Source organism: Pseudomonas sp. BCRC 81390, from assembly GCF_030341915.1.
Classification (GTDB): Bacteria; Pseudomonadota; Gammaproteobacteria; order Pseudomonadales; family Pseudomonadaceae; genus Aquipseudomonas.
On the sequence record NZ_JATAAG010000001.1, the window covers coordinates 31355 to 54676 of the forward strand.

Below are 23322 nucleotides of genomic sequence, written 5' to 3' on the forward strand. Positions count from 1 at the left end.
CACGCCCTCAGAAGGTGACACCCAGGCTCAGCGAGACAAAGTCCCGGTCGCCACGGGTGCCGTAGTCGCCATCGATAAAGTCGGTGTACGACAGGCTCAGGCTGTAGGTGCTGGCAAGTGTCGCATCCAGCCCGACGCTAATGGCCCTGGAGCCTTCGCTGAAAGCCGAGCCCTCCACCGGGCCTGTACCGTGCACATCGTGCGACCAGGACAGGTTCGGCCGCAGGTCGAAGCCGGCGATCACGTTGGGGTAGGTCAAGGTGGCACGTAACCGGTAGCCCCAGGAGAATGGGGTCATGAAGCCTTTGTCGTTGCAGTGCTCTGGCGTCCTGGAAATCGCCCGACATACGCTGTTGTCCGCCAGTTCGCCACTGTTGAAGGTACCCGAGCGGCCGTAACGTGGGCCTGCACCGCCCTCCAGCCCGCCGACGTAGGTGGCACCGGCCTCGCCCACCAGCAGCATCTGGTTGGCCCCAAGTACCTGGCTGAAGGCATGTACGGCGGTCACCTGAAGCTGGGTCACCTCCTTGCGCCGGTAGCCGTCGAACAGCGTGCTGGCGCTGTCTGGCCGCAAACCGTCGGCCAGCAAAGGCGAACGGCCCTCTACATTGAGCAGCGACTGGATGATGTCGGTACCGTTGAGCTGCATGGGCATATTCGGCCGGTAACTCAGTTCCCCCTGCAGAGCCGTACCGCTGCGCAGGGTGGTGGCGAACGACAAACCGTACATGCGGATGTCCTCGGGGTACTGCACGCGGTACCGGGAGGTCCCCAGGCGCAATGCGCCGACCAGCGACTGACCGGCAGCGGAACCGAGGAACCCGGCACAGCCGGCCGGGCCGATGCCCAGATTGGCGCACAACTGTGGGGCGAAGCGGCTGTTGTCGAAATACGGGCTGCTGACCGTCCCCAGATAAGGCGTGCGGCTGTGATAGTTGGCAGCGTATGCACCGAACTCGGTGTCCAGCGCCGCCACGTACCAGCGCAGCGAAACGCCCCACTGCCCGCCGTCGCGGGCATCCTGGTCACTGCCGCGGGGTATGCGCACGCCTTCGCTGGTCAGGTTGACGCCAAACGGTGCAAGGCCGGCCACGGCAGCCGGGTTGCCAAGCAACCTGGCTCCCACGTCCAGGCCATCGCAACCATCGGGCAGGAAGTCGTTGTTGGAGAAGAACGTGCCGCAGTTGTCGAGCTGGGTCTGGTCCCAGTCCAGCTGGTAGAAGCCATCGACCGACAAAGCCTCGGTCAGGTTCTGGGTGACATAGAACAGGTTCACCGGGACCAGCGCGTCCTTCACCTCCGAACCTGGGCGGCGCAACGCCGCCAGGTTGAAGGGATTGATGACGTTCAGCCCGCCCTGGATGAAGGTGCTCTCGCCCCAGTTCACCACCTGCTTGCCCAGCCTTGCCGAGCCTGGCTGGCCATCGATGTCGTAGAGGTAGTAGCCGAAGGCGTCGAGCAACTGTGTACCTGCGGTCTTGGCCGAGCGCTTGCGGTTGTTGTCCTCGACTGGCTTGAAGCGCTGGTCATGGTCGCGCAGCGCTGTGTCGTACCAGTAGGTGCCACGCAGGAACACACCCAGGTTGGCATGTTTGAGCTCGAGGTCATGGGTACCTTTGAAGACTGCCGAAAACACATCACCCGAGGCAAAGTTCAGGCGGCCATCATCACTGTTTGCACTGTTGTGCAAAGCCGGGTCGGGGTTGGCAGTGGAAATGCTGGTACCAAACGAAAGCGCTGAATCAAACTGTCCTTCCAACGCGCCAAGATTAAATTGCACAGCCATGGCAGGCACAGAAAAAAGTGCAGATGACGCAAGCAGCGACAACGGCCCCGAAAGACCAGAAGTACGGAATGCCATCACTCTTAACCTCTTATTGTGTTTATTCGAGAGTGAGTTGCGAGTTAGCGCCGAAACACGGCGCAAAGGCTTGTGTGAAAGGGCTTGGGTAAATAAGCGAACGTTTCTGTTATCCTCGATTCGGTGTTCCCTGATACTAAGTAGGCCACCCGACCGGAACAAATAACGTCTCCCGATAGTTGCCATACCACTTCGGCATAGCCTGAGAATCGCCATGACTTTGAAACAGCTGCGTTACCTGATTGCCATTGTCGAAGCCGGCAGTTTCTCCAATGCGGCGCGGCACGCGTTTATTGCCCAGCCAGCATTGAGCCGTCAGATAGGCCTGCTGGAAAGCGAACTGGAAATGCAGTTGCTGGCGCGCCAGCATGACGGCATCGAGCTGACCGATGCAGGGCGCCAGCTGTATGAAGTGGCACGCTCGGTGGTACAGAAGCTCGATTCGGTCAAGGACGAACTCAAATCCAGCCGCGGCAACCCCAAGGGCCACGTGGCGATATCGATTCCGGCCACAGCTTCGGCGCTACTGTTGCCGGCCATCATCACCCAGGCACAGGCGCGCTTTCCTGGTATCAAGCTCACCGTATGGGACGGCCTTAGCCGCGAAGGCGGCCAGGCGATCGAGTTGGGCAAGGTGGATTTCGGGGTGGTGCCCAATGCCGAGGAGCTGGCACACGTGGTCGCCGAGCCCGTGTTCTCCGAAGACCTGTACTGGGTAGGCCTGCCTGCGCATGGTCCGGACGATTCGCCAATCACCCTGGCCGAGGCAGCGTCGAGCCGGCTGGTGATGCCACCACGCAGCCTGCACCTGCGCAGGCGCATCGAGCAGGCAGCCATGGAAACCGGCGTGGCGCTGGATTCAAGCTATGAGCAGCAATCGGCACCCGGCATAACCAGCCTGGTACGTGCCGGCCTGGCGGCGACCATCAGCAACTGGCCGCCCTTGCTGGACCTGGCCGCCCCGGCCAGTGCGCGGCTGATCGTGGAACCGCGCATCACCCGTACTATTGCCCTGGCCCATTCGCAGCACAAGCCACTGTCATTCGCCGCCGCCTGCATGCGCGACCTGGTGCGCGGGCTGTTGGTGGATGCGGTGCGCAGCGAGCGCTGGAAAGGCACCCTGATCGAGCGGGTCCCCCTGCCGCAGCAGAGCCTCTGAACGCAGCGCAGGTCAGGCCCGGGCCAGCGCAGCCGTGTTCACCTGCAGCAGCCGTTGGCGGGTTTTCTGCGGGTCCATCCACACCAGCCCGGTCAACCCGGCGATCACCAGCACCGCCCCGCACACCAGGAAGCCCTGGCCATAACCTGCCGGGTGATCGGCTCCGGCGCCCTGCACCAGCAACCCCGTGACTACGGGTGCCGCCAGCCCGGCCAGCGAAGCAATACCATTGCCGATAGCCAGAATGCCGCCACGCTGCCCGCTAGGCGTGAACTCCGCCAGCATGGCTGGCCCCACCGAGTACATGACCAGCGCCAGCCCGCCACTGAAGGTCAGGCTCATGATGCGCTCGACATTGCTCAAACCCGGCAGGAACAACGCCGCCGAGAGCAACCCGCTGGCAATCAGGCACAGAGAAACGAAGGCTCCGCGCGACCAGCGCGTCGCCACCCCGGCGCGCATCAGGCGCTGCGACAGCCACGCCATGAACAGGCTCAGTGGCGTAGTCACCACCACGAACAGCACGAACACCCGGCCAGTCATGATCGGGTCGATGCCCAGACCGGTTTCCAGGTAGCTCGGCACCCAGGTCAAGGTCAGGGCCAGCGACCAATTGGCGGCGAAGTGGCACAGGTAATTGCCCAGCACCGTGCGGTCGCCGAGCAGACGGCGGTAGGCGATGTGCGCCTGTTCTTCCCTGAACTGCCCGGGGCGGATGCGGTCAAGCGTACCCTCGCGCCCCAATGCCCACCACAGCCCGCACCACGCCGCGCCGATCAGAGCCAGCACGATGAAGTTCATGCGCCAGCCATAGTGCACGCTGATCCATGGAATCATTGCGCCTGCCACCAGCAGCCCCAGTGCACTGCCGGTATGCAACAGCGCCACCGGCAGGTTGCGCCGGTCGTTGGGGAACCACTTGTACAAGGCATGGGTTGCCACCGGTGAGGCCGGCCCTTCGCCGATACCCAGCAGCACCCGGCAAGCGACAATCGCCCACAGGGAAGTGACGAACAGCATGGGCAACTGGATCAGCGCCCAGAATGCGCCCATGCCCAACAGCAGGGTGCGGGTCGGCCGGCGGTTGGCCATGAAGCCACCGACAACCGCAGAGAGGGCGAAGAACCAGTGCAACGCGCCGCCTACCAGGCCGAACTCGGCCGGGGACAAACCCAGTTCCCTGGACATGGGTACCGCTACAAGGCCGATGACCACCTTGTCCAGGAAGTTCACCAACATCAGCATCGCCAGCAGTACCGCAATCATCCAGGCCGTGCCTGTACGCGCGGGGGAGTCAGTATGAGTCATGTCGATCTCTTTTATTGTTCTTGTGGGAGAGCCCGGCCACTCGAGGCCGGGTGTGCAGTTCACTGCTCGGGCATGAGCACGCCCTTGGCAATGGTGTTGCGCTGGATTTCGCTGGTCCCGGTAAGAATGCGCATCATGCGCGTGGCACGGAAAATCCATTCCACCGGGTTGCCCTGCAACAGCCCGGCTCCGCCATGAATCTGCACAGCACGGTCGGCGATACGGAAGGCCGTTTCCGATACGAACAGCTTGCACATCGGCGCCTGGGTACGGATATCACCACCGGCGTCATTCAGCGCGGCAGTGGCATAGACCATGCTGCGTGCCGCATGCAGTTCGGTGGCCATGTCGGCAATCATGTGATTGATCGACTGGAACATCGCGATAGGCTGGCCAAACTGCTTGCGCGTGCGGGCGTAGTCAACCGACAGGTTCAGCGCCAGTCCCGCCAGGCCCAGCATGGTTGGGCAATGCAGCAGACGATTGAGGGTGATGCGCCCCATTGCCAGCTTGAAGCCCTGCCCTTCCTCGCCAATGCGGTTGGCCACCGGCACCCGTACCTGATCGAGAAGGATGTCGCCATGGGCGCCGCCGCCGGACATGACCGAGTAATCGCTTTCCACCCGCACGCCTGGCGCATCCAGCTCGACAAAGAATGCCGAGATGCCCTGGGCGCCACGCCCGGGGCCGGTGACCGCGAGCAGTACCGCGATGTCGGCATAAGGTGCACCGGAAATGTAGCGCTTGGCCCCGCTCAGCACGTAGTACTCGCCTTCACGCCGGGCGGTAGTCCTGATTGCCGTGGCATCGGACCCAGCTTCACTTTCGGTCAGCGCGAAGCACACGGCCTTTTCGGCCCGGCACACCGGCTGCAGGAACGCCTCGACCTGGGTTGGGCTGGCCACCTTGAACAGGTGGCCGACACGTGGCGGCCCGGAAAGCTCGCCGAGAATGTGCGGTGCCAGCATGGAGCCAGTCAGCACCGTGGCTTCTTTCACCGCACACAGGTCGGACACGGTCAATCCTGCACCACCGATCGTTTCAGGCAGCATGATGTTGTAGAAGCCTTGCTCGCACGAGCGCTGCCACACCTGCTGCAGCACCTCGCGCGGGTGGGGCTCTGCCCAGCTGAGGCCGGCGTTTTGTTCCAGGGGCAGGATCTCGTTGCGAACGAAGCCGCCGATGGCCTCGATGATCTGTTTGGCCTTTTCGCTTGGCTGGTACATGGCAATTCCTCAGGTCAGATGCGGCGTTCACTGTTTTGCCAGTAGGCGTCTCGAATCAGGCGGCGCACCACCTTGCCGTTGGGGTTCTTCGGCAGCTCGCTGACGAAGTCCACCCCACGCGGTTTCTTGAACCCGGCAAGGGCCTGGGCACAATGTTCGATCACCTCGTGTTCCTGCAGCTGCATGCCAGGCTTGAGCACGATCACTGCCCGCACCGCTTCACCCCACTGCTCGTCGGGCACCCCCACCACGGCAGCTTCGAACACCTGCGGCAGGCTGTAGAGCACCTGCTCGACTTCGCTGGGGTAGATGTTGAAGCCGCCGGAAATGATCATTTCCTTCTTGCGGTCGACGATGAACACGTAGCCCTGTTGGTCCACTGTGGCCAGGTCGCCGGTGAGGTAGTAGCCGTCACGCATCACCTCGGCGGTGAGGTGTGGTGCGCGCCAGTAGCCCTGCATGATGTCCGGGCCCTTGACCACGATCTCGCCCACCTCGCCTGGCTGGACGTCGCGGAAAGCGTCGTCCACTACACGCAGGTCGGTCTCGAAGTAGCATCGTCCGCATGAGGCCAGCCGGTGGTAGTCGCCGCTTTCGCACAGGTGGTCCTGCTCTGTCAGCACTGTCACCAGCGAGCAGGTTTCGCCAGCGCCGTAGCCTTGGGCCAGGATCGGCCCGAACACCTCGATGGCCCGTTTGACGAGCGCTGGCGCCATTGGCGCTGCGCCATACATCACCAGGCGCAGGCTGCTCAGGTCATAGCGCTCGACCCCGGGGAAATTGACCAGACGGTTGATCATGGCCGGTACCAGGAACAACCGGGTCACGCCCTCGCGCTGGATGGTTTCGAGCAGCAACTGGTCATCGTAGCGCTCCAGCAACAGGTTGCAGGCGCCCACCGTCAGCAGCGGCATCAGTTGCATGCCACTGGCATGGGTGATGGGGCCGACATGGGCCATGATGTCGCCTGGGCCGGCACGCCGCGTGGGGCTGGCGATGCTCTTGCGGATCAGCGCCTTGCGGTTGCCGACACTGAGCATTGCCGCCTTGAGCACGCCGGAACTGCCTGAGGTGTAGTGCAACACGGCCAGTGCTTCGTCAGGCAGGTCGCAACTGAATGGCTGGCTGCTGCCCTGGGCCAGTAGTGCGGCATAGTCGATGTCGCCGCCCTGCTCGCCGAGGGTAACGATCAGGCGCAGCGCAGGCACCTCCTGCCTGCGCGCCAGCAAGGCCTCGGCAGCCTGCGGGTCGGCGATCAGCGCGACGCTGCAGGCGTCGTTCAGTACCTGGATCACTTCATCCAGCGCCAGACGCGCATTGACCGGGACCTTGACCAGGCCGGCCTTGTAGAAAGCCACCTCCGCCTCCACCAGCTCGACCCGGTTGGGCGCCAGGATCGCAACATGTTCGCCGGTGGCGATGCCATGGGCCAACAAGGCCGAGGCCAATTGATTGGTCCGCTGTTCAAGCTGGGCAAAGGTGAGCCGGGTGCGGCGGTCGATCACCGCCAGACTTTCCGGCCAATATCTGGCACTTCGACTGGTTAGGGTTGCGAGGTTCACGTTGTTGTTCTCGTCGCGGTTAAGACCCGGTCGATGCTAAACAGCGTGCAGGCGGAGCAAGTAATACCAGTTACGTATGCGGGCCATAGCAGTTTGCACTGGGTCTGATTGGCTGAACTGATGGGCAATGACACATCGCTTGCATATGACACTTTGTGTCATTAATATCACCCTTGTGTCCTGACGGCGTCCTCGCCGATCAGCAATTCGTCGCCCCTCCCCTTGCAGGTACCGCCCATGACAACCATGCACACCCCCAAGGACCAGCTCGTCAAACTCGCCCAGCAGCAGATGCTGTCGGCGCTGGCCGACAACACCTACACCCCACGGCAAAAACTTGCCCTCACCTGCCGCATCCTGTTCGACGCTGGCCACGACTCCGGCCTGGCCGGGCAGATCACCGCGCGCGCCGAGCAACCCGGCACCTACTACACCCAGCAACTCGGCCTGGGCTTCGACGAAATCGCCGCTTCCAACCTGCTGCTGGTGGACGAAGACCTCAACGTGCTGCAAGGCCGCGGCATGGCCAACCCGGCCAACCGCTTCCACAGTTGGCTGTACCGCGCACGCGCCGACGTCAACTGCATCATCCACACCCACCCGCTGCACAGTGCCGCCCTTTCGATGCTGGAGGTGCCGCTGGCCATCTCGCACATGGACCTGTGCCCGCTGTTCGATGACTGCGCGTTTCTCAAGGAATGGCCCGGCGTACCGGTGGGCAATGAAGAAGGCGAGATCATTGCCCGGGCGATCGGCGACAAGCGCGCGATCCTGCTTTCCCACCACGGCCTGCTGATCGCCGGCCGCTCGATCGATGAAGCCTGTGTGCTCGCCATGCTGTTCGAGCGCGCGGCCCGGATGCAGCTGCTGGCCATGGGTGCCGGCGACATCCGCCCCATCCCCGAGGCACTGGGCAAGGAAGCCCATGACTGGATCTCCACCCCGAAACGTCATGGCGCTGCGTTCAGCTACTACGCACGCCGTGCCTTGCGTGCCCACGGCGACTGCCTGGGCTGATCGACGATGTTGCTCCCCAACCCCTACAACGGCAGAGGTGCCTGCTCATGTCTACACCTGTAATTCGCGGCGTTATCGGCTACACCATCACTCCTTTCACGGCAGACGGCACGCTTGACCTGGATGCCCTGGGCCTGTCCATCGAGCGCCTGATCGCCGACGGCGTGCATGCCATCGCCCCGCTGGGCAGCACCGGCGAGGGCGCCTACCTGTCCGACAGCGAATGGGAAACGGTGGTGCGCTTCAGCCAGGCGCGCATCGCCGGCCGTGTGCCAACCGTGGTCAGCGTCTCCGACCTGACCACCGCACGCACCGTGCAGCGCGCTCGCCTGGCCCAGGCCTGCGGCGCCAGTGCAGTGATGGTGCTGCCGATTTCCTACTGGAAGCTCACCGAAGCCGAAGTGCTCGCCCACTACCGGGCGGTGGGCGCGGCGATCGACATCCCGATCATGCTCTACAACAACCCGGGGACCAGTGGCACCGACCTGTCGGTGGAACTGATCCTGCGCATCCTCGATGAAGTGCCCAGCGTGACCATGGTCAAGGAAAGCACCGGTGACATCCAGCGCATGCACCGCCTGTTCAAGGCCACCGAGGGTCAGGTGGCGTTCTACAACGGTTGCAACCCGCTCGCCCTGGAAGCCCTGGTGGCCGGTGCCAGCGGCTGGTGCACTGCCGCGCCCAACCTGATCCCGGCACTGAACCTGGCGCTGTGGGACGCGGTGCAGCAAGGCGACCTGGGCGAGGCCCGTGCGCTGTTCTATCGCCAGTACCAATTGCTGGAGTACATCACCCGCCGCGGCCTGCCCACCACCATCAAGGCCGGTTTGCAGATGCTCGGCCAGCAGGTCGGCGCCCCCCGCCTTCCGCTGCAACCACTGGATGCGCAGGGCAGCGCCTACCTGAAAGGCTTGCTGGAGGAACTCGGCGCGGGCCACTGACCCGCTATCTGCCCCTCCCACGGTTAGCGCGCTGCCCAGCTGGCGCAGGCCCTGTGGGAGTGGGTCTACCTGCGGGCACCGGCATGGCCGGTGCCACGCAAGCCCATTCCCACAGGCCATTCATGCGGCCGGATTGGCATGCATCACCCGCCCCTGCGCCCCGGGCCGATTGACGAACAACCTATCCAGCACACTGTTACGCAACCCCTTCAAGGCATTCCAGTTTGCTGACGTATGTATGTACTTGTGGCGCAACAGCTGCTCCTCCTCCCCGGTCAACCCCGGCTGCTGCCGGTCGCCGAAGGCGAAGGCATGCAACTTGCGGCTGATCGCCAGCAACTCCGCCGGCAACCGATGCTCGGCCTGCCCGCCCAACGCCGCGAACGGCACCCTCGCCCGCACCGCCAGTTCACGCATGATGCTCAGGTACACCCGCGATAGCTGCCCGGCGACTTCGCGTTCACGGTATACCGCCGCATACACCTGCTTTTGCGCCTCATCCGACCGGCCACCGGCAACCGGTACCTCCCAGGCCAGCACCTGCCCTCCCGCTGAGTCCGGCATCGAGGCGAGCAAGGCGTCCATCGTGGCATATACGCGTGTCTGCTCGGCACGCATACCCTGCGGCACGCGCTGTGATTGCGGTTTGCACAGCAGTACCTGTTCCAGCGTGGTCGCCGGATAGCCTCCGCCGATGTTCGAGTGCACGCCTGGTAGCACGATGTCATGGCCGCTGCACACCAGCGGGTAGTTGTGCCGCTGCTCGTCCCGCGCTACCAGTTGCACCGTTTGCTGGGCAAGGCCGGGGGCCAGCCCCAGGCGCAAGCCGGCGTAGCGTTCGTCCGCCGGGTCGAAGTCACCCTGCAACGGTGCGACGATTGCCGCCACGGTGTCGAACAGGCCGATGAAATTGATCACGACGGCACAAGGCCCAGGTAACAGCAGGTCGCAGCCATCGTGCAGCAGGTTGGCCAGATGCCGTGCTGCCGCCGCCCCCCGGCTGAAGCCGAACAGATCGAACTCGACGCGCTCGGGCCTGGCCTGGGGATGCGCCTGGCACCAGCCGCGCAATTGCTCGGCTATCGCGGCCAGCGCCTCGGCAACCCGCGCCTCCACCCCCGTCGACCCGCACCCGGTGGCAGATGCGTATACCTGGTCCGCCTCGCCCGCCAAGGTCCCCACGCCTTCGACATAACGTTTCAGAAACGCCATGCGGCCCTCGGCATCGGCCCCCTGCCCCGGATACAGGTCATGCAACAGGGCCACATTGCTCAAGGCGTTGGCATAACTGGCCCCCATGCGCGCTGGCGCGCCCAGCTGTGCCGCATTGTTCTGGTTGTTGCCGGTGCCATCGATGAACACCCCGAAACGCAGGGCGACCGGGGACATACATTCATTGTTGCAGCTATTCGGTACCATCAGCGTGCTTCCTGCTTGTTGAAGAAGCACAAGCAAGCGCCAGCGCGCCGCGACGGAACATCAGCCAATGGCCAGCCATGCTCAGGAAAATTCCGCGCATGCATGGCCCCGGCAAGGATAAATTTCCCTGCCGCCATTGGTCGCCGCCCCCCCGGATGGATTAAAGTATCAGCCCTTGCCGAAGCAGCTACTGTCAGCCGCCTGCGGCCCCCTACCAGGAAACGTCGCCGATGGAACACCGTGAAGCGCTGATCGCGCTGCGCACTTTTCTTTCTTCCCAGATCCTGGGCCAGGAAAAACTGGTCGAGCGACTGTTGATCGTGCTCCTGGCCGATGGCCACATGCTGGTCGAGGGTGCCCCGGGCCTGGCCAAGACCAAGGCCATCAAAGAGCTCGCCGAAGGCATCGAGGCGCAGTTCCATCGCATCCAGTTCACCCCCGACCTGCTCCCGGCCGACATCACTGGCACCGAGATCTACCGTCCGGAAACCGGCAGCTTCGTGTTCCAGCAAGGCCCGATCTTCCACAACCTGGTGCTGGCCGACGAAATCAATCGCGCGCCGGCCAAGGTGCAGTCGGCGCTGCTCGAAGCCATGGCCGAGCGCCAGGTCAGTGTGGGCCGCAGCACCTACGACCTGTCGCCGCTGTTCCTGGTCATGGCCACGCAGAACCCGATCGAGCAGGAAGGCACCTATCCGCTGCCCGAAGCCCAGCTCGACCGTTTCCTGATGCATGTGAAAATCGGCTTCCCTGACGCTGCGGTAGAGCGGCGCATCCTGTTGCAGGCCCGTGGCGAAGCCCTGGGCGGCGAGACCAAGCCCGAGCGACGGGTCAGCCAGCAGGCGATCTTTGCCGCCCGCAAGGAAATCCTCGGCCTGTACATGGCCGACGCGGTGGAGGAATACCTGGTGCAACTGGTGATGGCCACCCGCACCCCGGCCAAGTTCGACACCGAGCTGGCCGACTGGATCGCCTACGGTGCCAGCCCGCGCGGTTCCATTTCGCTGGACCGCTGCGCGCGCGCGCATGCCTGGCTGGCCGGGCGCGACTTCGTCAGCCCCGAAGACATCCAGGCGGTGCTGTTCGACGTCCTGCGCCACCGCATCATCCTTTCCTTCGAGGCCGAGGCCGCCGGGATCGACCAGGACCGCGTGGTCCAGCGCATCCTTGACGTCGTCGCCGTTGCCTGAGCCCATGCCCACCACGTCGCTGGCCGAGCCCGGCATCCGCATCGGCCTTGCCGAGCTGATCGACATGCGCCACCGCGTGCGCGAAATCCAGCTGTTTTCCCGGCCTGGCCAGCGCAGCCCGCTGGTGGGCCTGCACCATTCCAAGCTGCGCGGGCGCGGCGTGGACTTCGACCAGGTGCGCGTGTACCAGGCCGGCGACGATGTGCGCAACATCGACTGGCGCGTCACCGCGCGCACCCAGGAGCCGCACACCAAGCTGTTCCACGAAGAGCGCGAACGGCCGATCTTCATCCTCGTCGAACAGAGCCAACGGCTGTTCTTCGGCTCGGGGCTGATGTTCAAGTCGGTGCTGGCCGCCCAGGCTGCGGCGCTGTTCGGCTGGGCCGCGCTGGGCCACAACGACCGAATTGGCGGGCTGGTGTTCGGCGACAACGAGCACCACGAAATCAAGCCGCGACGCAGCAAGCAGAGCCTGCTGCAACTGCTCAACCGCCTGGCCAAGGTCAACCAGGCCCTGCACACCGAGGCCACCCCCGGCACGGACAGCCTGGGCCTGGCCCTGCGCCGCGCCCGCGAGGTACTGCGCCCCGGCAGCCTGGCTATCATCATCTGTGACGAGCGCTCGCTCACCGCCCAGGTGGAACAGCACCTGGCCATGCTCTCGCGCCATTGCGACCTGCTGCTGATGCCGGTATCCGACCCGCTCGACCACGCCCTGCCCGCCGCCGGCCTGTTGCGTTTTGCCCAGCGCAGTGCGCAACTGGAGCTCGACACCCTCGACGCCAACCTGCGCCAGGCCTACCGCCAGCAGGCCGAAGCGCGCATCGAGCGCTGGGAACTGATGGCGCAGAAGCTGCGCGTGCTGCTGATGCCACTGAGCACCCAAAGCGAAATGATCGAGCAACTGCGCGAATACCTGAATGCCCAGCGGCCACGGAGCGCGTCATGAAGAGCTGCGGCCAATGAACCCGCTTGACCAATTGCAACCGCTGATCGCCCCGGCGCCGATCGGCCTGTGGCCGCCGGCCCCAGGCTGGTGGGTGTTGCTGGCCGTGCTGCCGCTGCTGGCCTGGGGCCTGTGGCGGCTACGCCGCTGGCGCCCGGGCAAACGCCGCGTGGTGCGCGCCGAGCAACCGCTGGACCCGGTACGCGCAGAGGCCCTGGCCGAGCTGGCCCGCCTGCCACGCCCCTATGACGGCGCCCCGGCGGGTGCCTGGCTGCAACAGATCAATGCGCTGCTCAAGCGCCTGTGCCGCAGCCACTACCCGGGGGCCAACAGCCATACCCTCAATGGCCGCCAGTGGCTGGCGTTTCTCGACAACCGCTGCCCGGCCGCCGGCCTGACCCGCTGGATGGTGCTGGTCGAAGGCGCCTACAAACCCGAGTGCAAGCTCGACGACAAGGCCATCGCCGGGCTCAGCCAAGCCGTCGAAACCTGGATTCGCAAGCATGTTTGAACTGGCCTGGCCGTGGGTCTTCGCCCTGTTGCCGTTGCCGTGGCTGGCGCGCCTGGTGTTGCCGGCTGCCGACAGCGGCGAACCGGTGCTCAAGGTCGGCTTCCTCAACGAACTGGAAAGCCTGGCCGGGCGCCGCGCGCGGCTGAACCTGCCGACCTGGCGCCAGCAGGCGCCGTTCGTCGTCATCTGGCTGCTGTTGCTGTGCGCCGCCGCCCGCCCGCAGTGGCTGGGGGACCCGGTCCCGGTGGCCGCCAGCGGCCGCGACCTGCTGGTGGCAGTGGACGTGTCCGGGTCGATGGACTTCCCCGACATGCAGTGGCAAAACGAAGACATCAGCCGCCTCGACCTGGTCAAGGCGCTGCTCGGCGACTTCCTGCAGGACCGTGAAGGCGACCGCGTGGGCCTGATCCTGTTCGGCAGCCAGGCTTATCTGCAGGCTCCGCTCACCTTCGACCGGCGCACCGTGCGCACCTTCCTCGACGAAGCCCAGATCGGCATCGCCGGCAAGAACACCGCGATCGGCGACGCCATTGGCCTGGCGGTCAAGCGCCTGCGCCAGCGCCCGGCACAAAGCCGGGTGCTGGTGCTGATTACCGACGGCGCCAACAACGGCGGGCAGATCCACCCGCTGACCGCTGCCCGCCTGGCCGCCCAGGAAGGCGTGCGGATCTACACCATCGGCATCGGCGCCAACCCCGAAGCCAGTGGCACCCCGGGCCTGCTCGGCCTCAACCCGAGCCTCGACCTGGACGAAGCCTCGCTCAAGGAAATCGCCGAGATCACCCATGGCAGCTACTTCCGCGCGCATGACGGCGCCGAACTGGACGCCATTGGCGACACCCTCGACCAGCTTGAACCGGTGGCCCAGCAACCGACCCAGTCGCGCACCGCGCAAGCCCTTTATGCCTGGCCGCTGGCCCTGGCGCTGTTGTTGAGCGTGCTGTTGGTGGTCGCCGTGCAATGGCCCGACAACCTGCTGCAGCGGGTGTTGCGCAAGCCGCGCTTCCTGCAGCCGCACCCGGAGTGGCGCCAACGCCTGAAGCGCCTGCGCCTGAGGAGGCGGCGATGAGCGAACTGTGGCCTGAGTGGTTGCGCCCGCTGTGGCTGCTGGCCGTGCCATTGCTCGGCTGGCTGCTATACAAGCTGTGGCACCGGCGCAAGCGCGCCGGGCGCTGGCAGATGATTCTGCCACCGGCGTTCCATGGCGTGCTGCTCGGCGGTGGCAGTGGCAGCACCAGCAAGCTGCCCTGGGTAGCGCTGGGCCTGGCCTGGGCGCTGGTGATCCTGGCCCTGCTCGGGCCCAGCTGGCAGCGCGTGGAAGAAAGCCGCCAGCGCCCGGCCGACCCGCTGGTGATCCTGCTCGAACTGACCCCGCAGATGCTCGCCGAGGACAGCCCCCCCAACCGCCTGGAGCAGGCGCGGCGCAAGATCCTCGACCTGCTGGAGCACCGCCGCGACAGCCAGACCGCACTGGTGGTCTATGCCGGCTCGGCGCATACCCTGGTCCCGCTGTCCGACGACCTGGCGACCACCCGCAACCTGCTGGAGGCGCTCGACCCGTCGATCATGCCCAAGCCCGGCCAACGCGCCGATCTCGCCGTGCAGAAAGGCCTGGCCTTGCTGGCCCAGAGCGGCCTCGGCCAAGGCCGCCTGCTGCTGATCGGTTCTGCGCTGAGTGCGCCGGAGCGCCAGGGTATCGCCCAGGCCCTTGGCCGCCAGGGCCCGAGCTTGCTGATGCTGGGCATCGGCAGCCGCGAGGGTGCGCCGGTGCGCCAGGCCAACGGTGAATACCTCAAGGACGACCAAGGCGGCATCCTCCTGCCACGGTTGGACAGCGCCAGCCTCAAGGGCTTCATCAGCGGCACCGGCGGGCGCTACCGGCATGCCCGGATCGACGACCTCGACCTGCGCGGCCTGGGCCTGTTCGACAGCCCGCGCAGCGGGCGCAATGACGGCCAGACCTTGCAACTGGACAGCTGGGCCGACCAAGGGTACTGGCTGTTGCTGCCACTGTTGCTGCTGGCCGCCTGTGCCGGCCGCCGCGGCTGGCTGTTCTGCCTGCCCTTGCTCCTGGCCCTGCCACAGCCAAGCCACGCCTTCGAATTCAATGACCTGTGGCTGCGCCCCGACCAGCAAGGCCAGCGCCTGCTCGAGCAGAACCGCCCGGCCAGCGCCGCGCGCCACTTCCACGACCCACAATGGCGCGGCATGGCCTTGTACCAGGCCGGCGACTATGCCGCTGCCGCCGAAGCGTTTTCCCAGGGCGATACGGCCGCAGCCCACTACAATCGAGGCAATGCGCTGGCCCGCAGCGGCGAACTGGAGGCTGCGCTGGACGCCTATGAACAAGCCCTGGAACGCCAGCCCGACCTGCAAGCAGCGCTGGACAACCAGGCGCTGGTGCAGCAACTGCTGCAACAGCGGACGGCCAAGGCCGACCAGCAACCGGCCAACAGCGATGCCCAGGGCACCCCCGGCAGCGAAACCGAAGGCAACAGCAGCTCGGCCAGCAGCCCGGCCCAGGGCGCACCCGGCGCTGATGAACAGCCTGGCAGCGAACAGCCCGGGGAAGGCAGCGGCAACAGCCAGGCCGCGTCGGGCAACCAGGCGGGCGCAGATGACGGCGTGATCCAGCCGCCGCAGCGCCCGCTGTCGACCAGCCTCGATGCCGAGCAACGCCAGGCCCTGGAACAATGGCTGCGGGAGATCCCCGACAACCCGGCCGAGCTGCTGCGGCGCAAATTCTGGTATGAACAGCAATTGCAACAGGAAAACCCCCAATGAGTCGCTTCGGCGTCTTTCTACTCTGCCTGCTATGGGCCGTGCTGGCCCAGGCCGAACCGCTGCTGCGCGCCAGCGTTGACCGTACCCGCGTGGAGGCCGGCGAAAGCCTCGAGCTGACCCTGGAAAGCCAGGACGTCACCGAGTTTGGCAAGCCCGACCTGCGCGCGCTGGAAAACGACTTCGAGGTGCGCGGCACGCGCCAGCTGAACAGCCTGCACAGCCTGGATGGCGAAACCCGCGCCAGCACCCGCTGGATCATCACCCTGTTGCCACGGCGCAGTGGCAGCCTGCGCATCCCCGAACTGCAACTGGGCCAGTCGCACAGCCAGGCCATCGACCTGCAAGTCCTGCAAGCCGACGCCAGCCGCCAGGACAGCGCTTCCCAGGTGTTCATCGAAGCGAGCCTCGACACTGCCGACGTCTATGTCCAGGCCCAGGCCGTGCTGACCCTGCGCATCTACCACTCGGTGGCACTGTACGACGACAGCAGCCTGAGCCCGCTGCAACTGGAGAATGCCAAGGTCGAACCGCTGGGTGAATCACGCACCTATGAAAAGGAAATCAACGGTGTTCGCCATGGCGTGATCGAAACCCGCTATGCCATCTATGCCCAGCAAAGCGGCACCCTCGATATTCCGTCGCTGACATTCACCGCCACCGCGGTCGCCAGCCCGGACGACGCCGCGGCCGCCAACGGTACGGCCCGGGCCGGCCGCCAGGTGCAGGTCAGCTCGCTGCCACTGCGCCTGGCCGTGCGGCCGATCCCACCTGCCTGGCCGGCTGGCCTGGCGTGGCTGCCGGCCCGCAGCCTGAGCCTGGAAGAGCACTGGAACCCCGACCCCGGCAGCCAGCAGGTACAGATTGGCGACTCACTGACCCGCAACATCACCTTGCGTGCCGAAGGCTTGTCCAGCACCCAGTTGCCGCCGCTGCCAGCCACCGAAATCACCGGGCTGCGCCGCTACCCCGACCAGCCGCTGCTGCGCAACGAGATCGGCGAGCGTGGCATGACCGCCAACCGCGAAGAGCGCGAAGCGCTGGTGCCGACCCACAGTGGCGCGCTGGCGTTGCCGGTGCTGGAGGTGGCCTGGTGGAACACCCGCGAAGACCACCTGGAGCACAGCAGCCTGCCGGCGCGCACGCTGAACGTGCAGGACAACCCGGCACTGAGCGCCGACACCCCGGTGGGCGACAGCAGCAGCGCCAGCAGCCTGCTATGGCCATGGCAGCTGGCCACCCTGCTGTTTGCCCTGACCAGCGTGCTGGGCTTCGCCCTGTGGTGGCGCGCGCGTTCGCAACCGGCCGTGCTGCGCGCCGCACAGAGCGGGCCGAGCCCACGTACCTTGCTGGATGACCTCAAGCGCGCCTGCCAGGCCAACGATCCGCAGGCCACTCGCCAGGCACTGGACGCCTGGGCCCGGCAGCAGCCGGAAACCCTGGCCGAGATGGCGGCGCGCTTCGTACCGCTGTCGGATGCGCTGGATGGCTTGAACGGGGCGTTGTACAGCGAGAGCGGGCAGTATTGGCAGGGTGAGGATTTGTGGCGGGCGATCGGGACCATTCCGCCGGCTGAGCAGGTGTTGTTGCCGGCTGGCGAGAACGGCAGCCTGCCGCCGCTCTATCCCAAGTAAGCGGCTGCCTGCCCAAGGGCAGCACAATCATTGAAGGAGCGGCCTTGAGGCTTGCCGGCGATCGGGCCGCCCAGCGGCCCCACGCTTGGGTTACCATACCGCCCTTGCGCAACGCCCATCACCCAAGCCAAGCCCTCGCTTGCTCGACTCGACACCAACAGGTCATCCATGCGTCTGTTTCATACCTCCGACTGGCACCTGGGCCAAAGCCTGCACGGCCAGGAACGCGATTTCGAACACGCCTGCTTCCTCGAATGGCTGCTCGGCCAGCTGCGCCTGCGCCAGCCGGATGCGCTGCTGATCGCCGGGGATATCTTCGACACGGTCAACCCGCCGGTCAAAGCCCAGGAGCGCCTCTACGACTTCATCGTCCAGGCCCATGAGCAGCTGCCCAAGCTGGACATCGTGATGATCGCCGGCAACCACGACTCCGGCTCGCGCATCGAGTTGCCCGCCGCCCTCATGCGCCGCCTGCGTACCCATGCCCTGGGCCGCGTGCACTGGCTGGACGAGGGCCAGCTGGACGCCGAGCGCCTGCTGATCCCGCTGACCAATGGCCGCGGCAAGGTCGCCGCCTGGTGCCTGGCCCTGCCCTTCCTGCGCCCGGCCGAGGTGACCGGCCCGCAACTGGGCGACGATTACCTGCAAGGCATCACCCAGGTACACCAGCAACTGATCGCCGCTGCGCAGAAGAAGCGCAAGAAAGACCAGGCGCTGATCGCCATCAGCCACGCGCACATGGCCGGTGGCGCAGTGTCGGAGGACTCCGAACGCAGCCTGATCATCGGCAACGCCGAGGCGCTGCCGGCCAGGCTGTTCGACAAGGCCATCAGCTACGTCGCCCTGGGCCACCTGCACAAGCCGCAGAAGGTCAACCGCGAAGAACGCATTCGCTACAGCGGCTCGCCGATCCCGCTGTCGTTCGCCGAAATCAACTACCCGCACCAGGTACTGGAAGTGGAGCTGGATGGCAGCGGCCTGGTCAGCGTCGAGCCGCGCCCGGTACCGCGCGCGGTGGCCCTGCAACGGGTTGGCCCGGCACCGCTGGGCGAACTGCTGGCGCAACTCGGCGACCTGCCGGTGATCGACCTGCTCGAAGACCCCAACCGCCAGCCCTGGCTGGAAGTGCGGGTGATCCTCGACGAGCCGCAACCCGACCTGCGCCAGCAGATCGAAGGCGCCCTGCAAGGCAAGGCCGTGCGCCTGGTGCGCATCAGTGCCGAATACGCCGGCCGCAACAACGCCGAAGACGATGGCCTGGCCTTCGTCGAACTGGCCCGGATGACCCCGCAGGATCTGTTCAGCCGCGCCTGGGAGCAGGCCTACGGCAATCCGGTCGACGAGCAGGCGCTGGCCGACTTTGCCCTGCTGTTGCAGGACGTGCAGCAGGAAGAGGAACAGCCATGAAGATTCTCGCCATCCGCCTGAAGAACCTGGCATCGCTGGCCGGCCCGATCGACATCGACTTCACCGCCGAGCCGCTGGCCAGCGCCGGCCTGTTCGCCATCACCGGCCCCACCGGTGCCGGCAAGAGTACCCTGCTCGACGCCCTGTGCCTGGCCCTGTTCGGCAGCGTGCCGCGGCTCAACGACATCGGCCGCGAGGCCAAGGTGCCGGACGCCGACGGCGACATCCCCACCTCCGACCCGCGCAACCTGCTGCGCCGGGGTACCGGCAGCGGCTTTGCCGAAGTCGACTTCGTCGGTATCGATGGCCGCCGCTACCGGGCCCGCTGGGAAGCCAACCGCGCCCGCGACAAGGCCAACGGCAAGCTGCAGCCCAGCCGCCAGAGCTTCTACGACCTGGACAGCGAGCAGGTGCTGGCCAGCGGCAAGAACGAATACAAGCAACTGGTCGAAGCCCGCCTGGGCCTGAACTTCGAGCAGTTCACCCGCGCGGTGATGCTGGCCCAGAGCGAGTTCGGCGCCTTCCTCAAGGCCGACGACAAAGAGCGCAGCGAGCTGCTGGAAAAGCTCACCAACACCGCCATCTATACCCGCCTGGGCCAACGCGCCTTCAGCAAGGCGCGCGAGGCCGGCGAAGCCCACAACGCCCTCAAGGAGCGTGCCAGCCACCTGCTGCCGATGGCCGCCGAAGCCCGTGCCGAACTCGACCAGCGCCTGGAGCTGGCACAGCAGCAGTTCAAGGCCGACCAGGCCGCCGAGCGCCAGCTGGAACAGCAACGCAACTGGCTGAATGAACAATGCCAGTTGCAAGCCCAGCACGCCGAAGCCAGCAGCGCCCTGCAGGCTGCCGAACAGGGCTGGCAGCAACTGGCCGAGCAGCGTCTGGACCTCGTGCGCCTGGAGCGCCTGGCGCCGCAGCGGCACCAGTTCCATCGCCAGCAGATGCTGGATGCGCAACTGCTGCCGCTGGCAGAAAGCATTGCCAGCCAACAGCGCCAGCAAGCTGAGCTGCAGAGCCGTACCGGCGAGCTCGAACAGGCTCTGCAGGCGGCACGCCAGGCACTGGCCGACAGCCAGACACAACACGGCGAAAACGCCCCACGCCTGCGCCAGGCGTTCGCCGCCCAAGACAAACTGGCCCGCCTGGATCAGGAGCTGACGGCACAGCGCAGCGCCAGCCAGCAGGCCGACCAGCAGGTTGCCGAAGGCCAGCAGCAGGTACAGCAGCTGGAGGAGCACCAGCAGCGCAGCCTGCAGCAATTGACGCAGATCGACACTGCCCTCGCTGACAGCCAGCACCTGGCGGGCCTGGCCGACGCCTGGCATGCCTACCTGCCGCAATTGAAGCAGGTGATGCTCACCGGTGCCCGTCTGGCCAAAGGTCGCGAGGAACTGCCCGGCCTGCAGGCCCAGGCCAGCCAGGCCAACGCTCACCTGCAGGCCGAGCGCGATGCCTTCGACCTGCTGTTCCGCGAAGCCAAGGCCGAGCCACAGGCGCTGGCGGAGCAGATCGACCTGCTGGGCGGCATGCTGCAGGACAACCGCAAGCAGCAGCGTGCCGTGGAAGAGCTGTCGCGCCTGCATGGTCGTGAACTGGAACTGCGCGAGCAGCTGGCGCTTGTGCGCGAGCGGCAACAGCAGGCCATGCAACAGCGCCAGCAACTGATTACCGAGGGCACCGCCGCCAAGGCCGAGCTGCAAGCTGCCGAGCAGGCGCTCAACCTCACCCGGCAGTTGCTGGAGCGCCAGCGCCTGGCGCGCAACACCAGCGTCGAAGCACTGCGCGAGCAACTGCGCGACGGCGAACCCTGCCCGGTGTGCGGCAGCGTCGAGCATCCGTTCCATCACCCGGAAGCGTTGCTGCAGAGCCTGGGCCGGCATGACCAGGCCGAAGAAGACGCCGCACAGCAGCAGGTCGATACCTTCAACAGCAAGCTGGTGGAATTGCGCACCGAGCTGGGCGTGGTCAACGCCCAGCTCAAGGACTATCAGCAGCAACAGCAGCAATTGGGCGAGCAGCTGCAAGCCCAGGTGGCCCAGGTGCAGGCGCACAGCCTGTGGCCGGCCATGGCGCCGCAGGACGACAAGGCCCGCAGCGCCTGGCTGGACGGTCAGCTGCGGCGCCTGGAGCAGGAAATCGGCCACGACGAGCAGCGCCAGAGCGCCCTGCTCGCCTTGCAGAAGGAGGCCGCCCGCCGCAGCCAGCAACTGCAGGCCGCCCACGAGGCGCAACAGCAAGCCCAGCGCCACCTCGAACACCAGCACCAGGCCCTGGCCAGCGACGAGCAGCAATTGCAGCAGAGCCTGAATGACCTGGCCAGCGTGTTGCCCGACGAGGTTCTCAAGGCCCTCAGCGACGACCCGGCCAATGCCTTCCTGGCCTTGGACCAACAGATCGCCCAGCGCCTGCAGCTGCTCGAGCAACGCAAGGACGAACATCAGGAACAGCAAGCCCGCCAGGCCCAGCTGGACAAGCTGCGCGACCAGCACCAGGCGCGCGTGCAAACCCAGCAGCAGTTGCAGCAACAGCTCGCCGCCCTCGACGCACAGCGCCAGCACGCCCGGGCCTCGCTCGGCGAACTGCTGGGCGAACACGCCAGCGCCGAAGCCTGGCAACAGCACATGGACGCCACGCTGGAACAGGCCCGTGCCTTTGAAGCGGACACTGTCCAGCGCCTGCAGGAGCTGCGCAACCAGGGCGTGCAGCTGGCCAGCGAACTCAATGCCAACGTCCGCCAGCAGCAGGCACTGGATGCCGAGCGCCAGCAGTTGCAGGCGCAGATCGCGCAATGGCGCAGCGCACACCCGGAACTCGATGATGCCGGCCTGGATCGCCTGCTGGGCATCGACGAGGCCCAGGTGAATGAACTGCGCCAGCGCCTGCAAGGCGCCGAAAAAGCCATTGAACAAGGCCGCGTGCTGCTGCAGGAACGTGAGCAACGCTTGCAGCAGCATGCTGCGCAGATGGCCGTGGAGACCTCGGTCGAAACCGTGGAACAGGCCTTGGCCGAATTGCGTGAACGCCTGGTCGGGCATGAGCAGCAGTGTGCCGAACTGCGCGCCCAGCAGGCCGACGACCAGCGTCGCCAACAGGCGCACCAGGCGCTGGCGGCAGAAATCGAGCAGGCCCACCAGCAATGGCAGCGCTGGGCCCGCCTGAACGCCCTGATCGGCTCGGCCTCGGGCGACGTGTTCCGCAAGATCGCCCAGGGCTACAACCTCGACCTGTTGCTGCACCACGCCAACGCCCAGCTGCGCCAGCTGGCCCGTCGCTACCGCCTCAAGCGCGGCGGCAGCGCCCTTGGCCTGCTGGTGCTGGATACCGAGATGGGCGACGAGCTGCGTTCGGTGCACTCGCTGTCGGGCGGGGAAACCTTCCTCGTGTCGCTGGCCCTGGCCCTGGGCCTGGCCTCGATGGCCTCCAGTACCCTGCGCATCGAATCGCTGTTCATCGACGAGGGCTTCGGCAGCCTCGACCCGGAATCGCTGCAACTGGCCATGGATGCCCTCGACGGCCTGCAAGCCCAGGGCCGCAAGGTGGCGGTGATTTCCCACGTGCAGGAAATGCACGAACGCATCCCGGTGCAGATCCAGGTGCGCCGGCAGGGTAACGGCCTTAGCGATGTGGAGGTGTGCGGGTGATTCTCTACTCGTTCCGCCGCTGCCCCTGGGCCATGCGTGCGCGCCTGGCCCTGCGCTATGCCGGTTGCGAGGTGGAAATCCGCGAAGTGGCGATGAAGAACAAGCCGGCAGAACTGCTGGCCTTGTCACCCAAGGGCACGGTGCCAGTGCTGGATACCGGTACCGAGGTGCTGGAAGAGAGCCTGGACATCATGCGCTGGGCGCTGGCACGCAACGACCCGCAGGATTGGCAGCTGCAAGCCGACACTACCGCGGCGCAGCAGGCTGAATCACTGATTGCGCGCAACGACAGCACGTTCAAGGCGCAGGTGAACCTGTACAAGTACGCCGAGCGCTACCCGGCGCACTCACGCGCACATTACCGGCAACAGGCCGAAACCTGGCTGGCGGAGCTTGAAGGCTTGCTCGTCGGCCGGCCTTACCTGCTGGCCGATCACCCGAGCATTGCCGATGCCGCGCTGCTGCCCCTGATGCGCCAGTTTGCCGGGGTCGAACCGCAGTGGTTCGCCGAGGCGGCTTATCCGCGGCTGCGGAGCTGGCTGCAGGGCTGGTTGGCTTCGGACCTGTTCAAGGCCGTCATGGCCAAATAGGTTTATACGATCCGTTGTAGATACTCTGTTCGCGGTCAAGCTTTTCTGAGGTGCTCAGCGCTGAAAAGCTTGGCCGTTTCAAATGGCTTATCCCCATGCATGCATGCCCAGATGCCAGTCAGGTATTTG

At 65.9% G+C, this 23322-nt stretch carries 17 protein-coding genes; 12 read left to right on the plus strand and 5 right to left on the minus strand.

The window, feature by feature from the left end:
* Positions 1 to 7: 7 nt before the first annotated feature.
* Positions 8 to 1861, minus strand: a complete 1854-nt coding sequence (locus tag QSV36_RS00150) for a DUF1302 domain-containing protein (protein WP_289128735.1) — start codon at positions 1859 to 1861, stop codon at positions 8 to 10.
* Positions 1862 to 2075: 214 nt separating this feature from the next.
* On the opposite strand from QSV36_RS00150, the gene QSV36_RS00155 reads away from it, so the two are divergent.
* The gene (locus QSV36_RS00155; protein ID WP_289128738.1) at positions 2076 to 3020 is read left to right on the plus strand and encodes a LysR family transcriptional regulator; all 945 of its coding nucleotides are present in this window, start codon (positions 2076 to 2078) and stop codon (positions 3018 to 3020) included.
* 12 nt (positions 3021 to 3032) lie between these two features.
* On the opposite strand, the gene QSV36_RS00160 is transcribed toward QSV36_RS00155, so the two are convergent.
* From QSV36_RS00160 to QSV36_RS00170, 3 genes are all read right to left on the minus strand, one after another.
* Positions 3033 to 4286, minus strand: coding sequence for an MFS transporter (locus QSV36_RS00160; protein ID WP_289128783.1), 1254 nt, complete (start codon positions 4284 to 4286; stop codon positions 3033 to 3035).
* Positions 4287 to 4387: 101 nt separating this feature from the next.
* The gene (locus tag QSV36_RS00165) at positions 4388 to 5554 is read right to left on the minus strand and encodes an acyl-CoA dehydrogenase family protein (RefSeq protein ID WP_289128741.1); all 1167 of its coding nucleotides are present in this window, start codon (positions 5552 to 5554) and stop codon (positions 4388 to 4390) included.
* A 14-nt stretch (positions 5555 to 5568) separates the two neighbouring features.
* Positions 5569 to 7116, minus strand: a complete 1548-nt coding sequence (locus QSV36_RS00170) for an AMP-binding protein (RefSeq protein ID WP_289128743.1) — start codon at positions 7114 to 7116, stop codon at positions 5569 to 5571.
* Between the two features lie 237 nt (positions 7117 to 7353).
* Here QSV36_RS00170 and QSV36_RS00175 point away from each other — a divergent pair, with 237 nt between their 5' ends.
* Both QSV36_RS00175 and QSV36_RS00180 read left to right on the plus strand, forming a co-directional pair.
* Positions 7354 to 8133, plus strand: a complete 780-nt coding sequence (locus tag QSV36_RS00175; protein WP_289128746.1) for an aldolase — start codon at positions 7354 to 7356, stop codon at positions 8131 to 8133.
* Positions 8134 to 8180: 47 nt separating this feature from the next.
* Positions 8181 to 9074, plus strand: a complete 894-nt coding sequence (locus QSV36_RS00180; protein ID WP_289128748.1) for a dihydrodipicolinate synthase family protein — start codon at positions 8181 to 8183, stop codon at positions 9072 to 9074.
* 120 nt (positions 9075 to 9194) lie between these two features.
* On the opposite strand, the gene QSV36_RS00185 is transcribed toward QSV36_RS00180, so the two are convergent.
* Entirely contained in the window at positions 9195 to 10493 is a 1299-nt protein-coding gene (locus tag QSV36_RS00185; RefSeq protein WP_289128750.1) for a T6SS phospholipase effector Tle1-like catalytic domain-containing protein, read from the minus strand.
* 230 nt (positions 10494 to 10723) lie between these two features.
* Here QSV36_RS00185 and QSV36_RS00190 point away from each other — a divergent pair, with 230 nt between their 5' ends.
* The 9 genes from QSV36_RS00190 to QSV36_RS00230 all read left to right on the plus strand — a co-directional run bounded on the left by QSV36_RS00190 (position 10724) and on the right by QSV36_RS00230 (position 23193).
* The gene (locus QSV36_RS00190) at positions 10724 to 11683 is read left to right on the plus strand and encodes an AAA family ATPase (RefSeq protein WP_186679428.1); all 960 of its coding nucleotides are present in this window, start codon (positions 10724 to 10726) and stop codon (positions 11681 to 11683) included.
* A 4-nt stretch (positions 11684 to 11687) separates the two neighbouring features.
* Positions 11688 to 12632, plus strand: a complete 945-nt coding sequence (locus QSV36_RS00195; protein WP_225776947.1) for a DUF58 domain-containing protein — start codon at positions 11688 to 11690, stop codon at positions 12630 to 12632.
* A gap of 13 nt (positions 12633 to 12645) precedes the next feature.
* Positions 12646 to 13140, plus strand: a complete 495-nt coding sequence (locus tag QSV36_RS00200; protein WP_289128760.1) for a DUF4381 domain-containing protein — start codon at positions 12646 to 12648, stop codon at positions 13138 to 13140.
* On the plus strand, positions 13133 to 14209 hold the full coding sequence (locus QSV36_RS00205) for a vWA domain-containing protein (RefSeq protein ID WP_289128763.1): 1077 nt from the start codon (positions 13133 to 13135) through the stop codon (positions 14207 to 14209). The genes QSV36_RS00200 and QSV36_RS00205 overlap by 8 nt, the downstream gene beginning before the upstream one ends.
* Positions 14206 to 15924, plus strand: coding sequence for a tetratricopeptide repeat protein (locus QSV36_RS00210; RefSeq protein WP_289128765.1), 1719 nt, complete (start codon positions 14206 to 14208; stop codon positions 15922 to 15924). The genes QSV36_RS00205 and QSV36_RS00210 overlap by 4 nt, the downstream gene beginning before the upstream one ends.
* Positions 15921 to 17555, plus strand: coding sequence for a BatD family protein (locus QSV36_RS00215; RefSeq protein WP_289128767.1), 1635 nt, complete (start codon positions 15921 to 15923; stop codon positions 17553 to 17555). The genes QSV36_RS00210 and QSV36_RS00215 overlap by 4 nt, the downstream gene beginning before the upstream one ends.
* Positions 17556 to 17723: 168 nt before the next feature.
* Entirely contained in the window at positions 17724 to 18962 is a 1239-nt protein-coding gene (locus tag QSV36_RS00220; protein WP_289128770.1) for an exonuclease SbcCD subunit D C-terminal domain-containing protein, read from the plus strand.
* Positions 18959 to 22603, plus strand: a complete 3645-nt coding sequence (locus tag QSV36_RS00225; RefSeq protein ID WP_289128772.1) for an AAA family ATPase — start codon at positions 18959 to 18961, stop codon at positions 22601 to 22603. Before QSV36_RS00220 ends, QSV36_RS00225 begins: the two co-directional genes overlap by 4 nt.
* Positions 22600 to 23193: a glutathione S-transferase gene (locus tag QSV36_RS00230; RefSeq protein ID WP_289128775.1), complete on the plus strand. Its 594-nt coding sequence runs from the start codon at positions 22600 to 22602 to the stop codon at positions 23191 to 23193. Before QSV36_RS00225 ends, QSV36_RS00230 begins: the two co-directional genes overlap by 4 nt.
* Positions 23194 to 23322: the final 129 nt, after the last annotated feature.

Excerpts from the sequence above, each read along its gene's own strand:
- QSV36_RS00150 (WP_289128735.1), bottom strand. The coding sequence starts at position 1,861 with ATGGCATTCCGTACTTCTGGTCTTTCGGGGCCGTTGTCGCTGCTTGCG.
- QSV36_RS00155 (WP_289128738.1), top strand. The coding sequence starts at position 2,076 with ATGACTTTGAAACAGCTGCGTTACCTGATTGCCATTGTCGAAGCCGGC.
- QSV36_RS00160 (WP_289128783.1), bottom strand. The coding sequence starts at position 4,286 with ATGATTGCGGTACTGCTGGCGATGCTGATGTTGGTGAACTTCCTGGAC.
- QSV36_RS00165 (WP_289128741.1), bottom strand. The coding sequence starts at position 5,554 with ATGTACCAGCCAAGCGAAAAGGCCAAACAGATCATCGAGGCCATCGGC.
- QSV36_RS00175 (WP_289128746.1), top strand. The coding sequence starts at position 7,354 with ATGACAACCATGCACACCCCCAAGGACCAGCTCGTCAAACTCGCCCAG.
- QSV36_RS00180 (WP_289128748.1), top strand. The coding sequence starts at position 8,181 with ATGTCTACACCTGTAATTCGCGGCGTTATCGGCTACACCATCACTCCT.
- QSV36_RS00185 (WP_289128750.1), bottom strand. The coding sequence starts at position 10,493 with ATGGTACCGAATAGCTGCAACAATGAATGTATGTCCCCGGTCGCCCTG.
- QSV36_RS00190 (WP_186679428.1), top strand. The coding sequence starts at position 10,724 with ATGGAACACCGTGAAGCGCTGATCGCGCTGCGCACTTTTCTTTCTTCC.
- QSV36_RS00195 (WP_225776947.1), top strand. The coding sequence starts at position 11,688 with ATGCCCACCACGTCGCTGGCCGAGCCCGGCATCCGCATCGGCCTTGCC.
- QSV36_RS00200 (WP_289128760.1), top strand. The coding sequence starts at position 12,646 with ATGAACCCGCTTGACCAATTGCAACCGCTGATCGCCCCGGCGCCGATC.
- QSV36_RS00205 (WP_289128763.1), top strand. The coding sequence starts at position 13,133 with ATGTTTGAACTGGCCTGGCCGTGGGTCTTCGCCCTGTTGCCGTTGCCG.
- QSV36_RS00210 (WP_289128765.1), top strand. The coding sequence starts at position 14,206 with ATGAGCGAACTGTGGCCTGAGTGGTTGCGCCCGCTGTGGCTGCTGGCC.
- QSV36_RS00215 (WP_289128767.1), top strand. The coding sequence starts at position 15,921 with ATGAGTCGCTTCGGCGTCTTTCTACTCTGCCTGCTATGGGCCGTGCTG.
- QSV36_RS00220 (WP_289128770.1), top strand. The coding sequence starts at position 17,724 with ATGCGTCTGTTTCATACCTCCGACTGGCACCTGGGCCAAAGCCTGCAC.
- QSV36_RS00225 (WP_289128772.1), top strand. The coding sequence starts at position 18,959 with ATGAAGATTCTCGCCATCCGCCTGAAGAACCTGGCATCGCTGGCCGGC.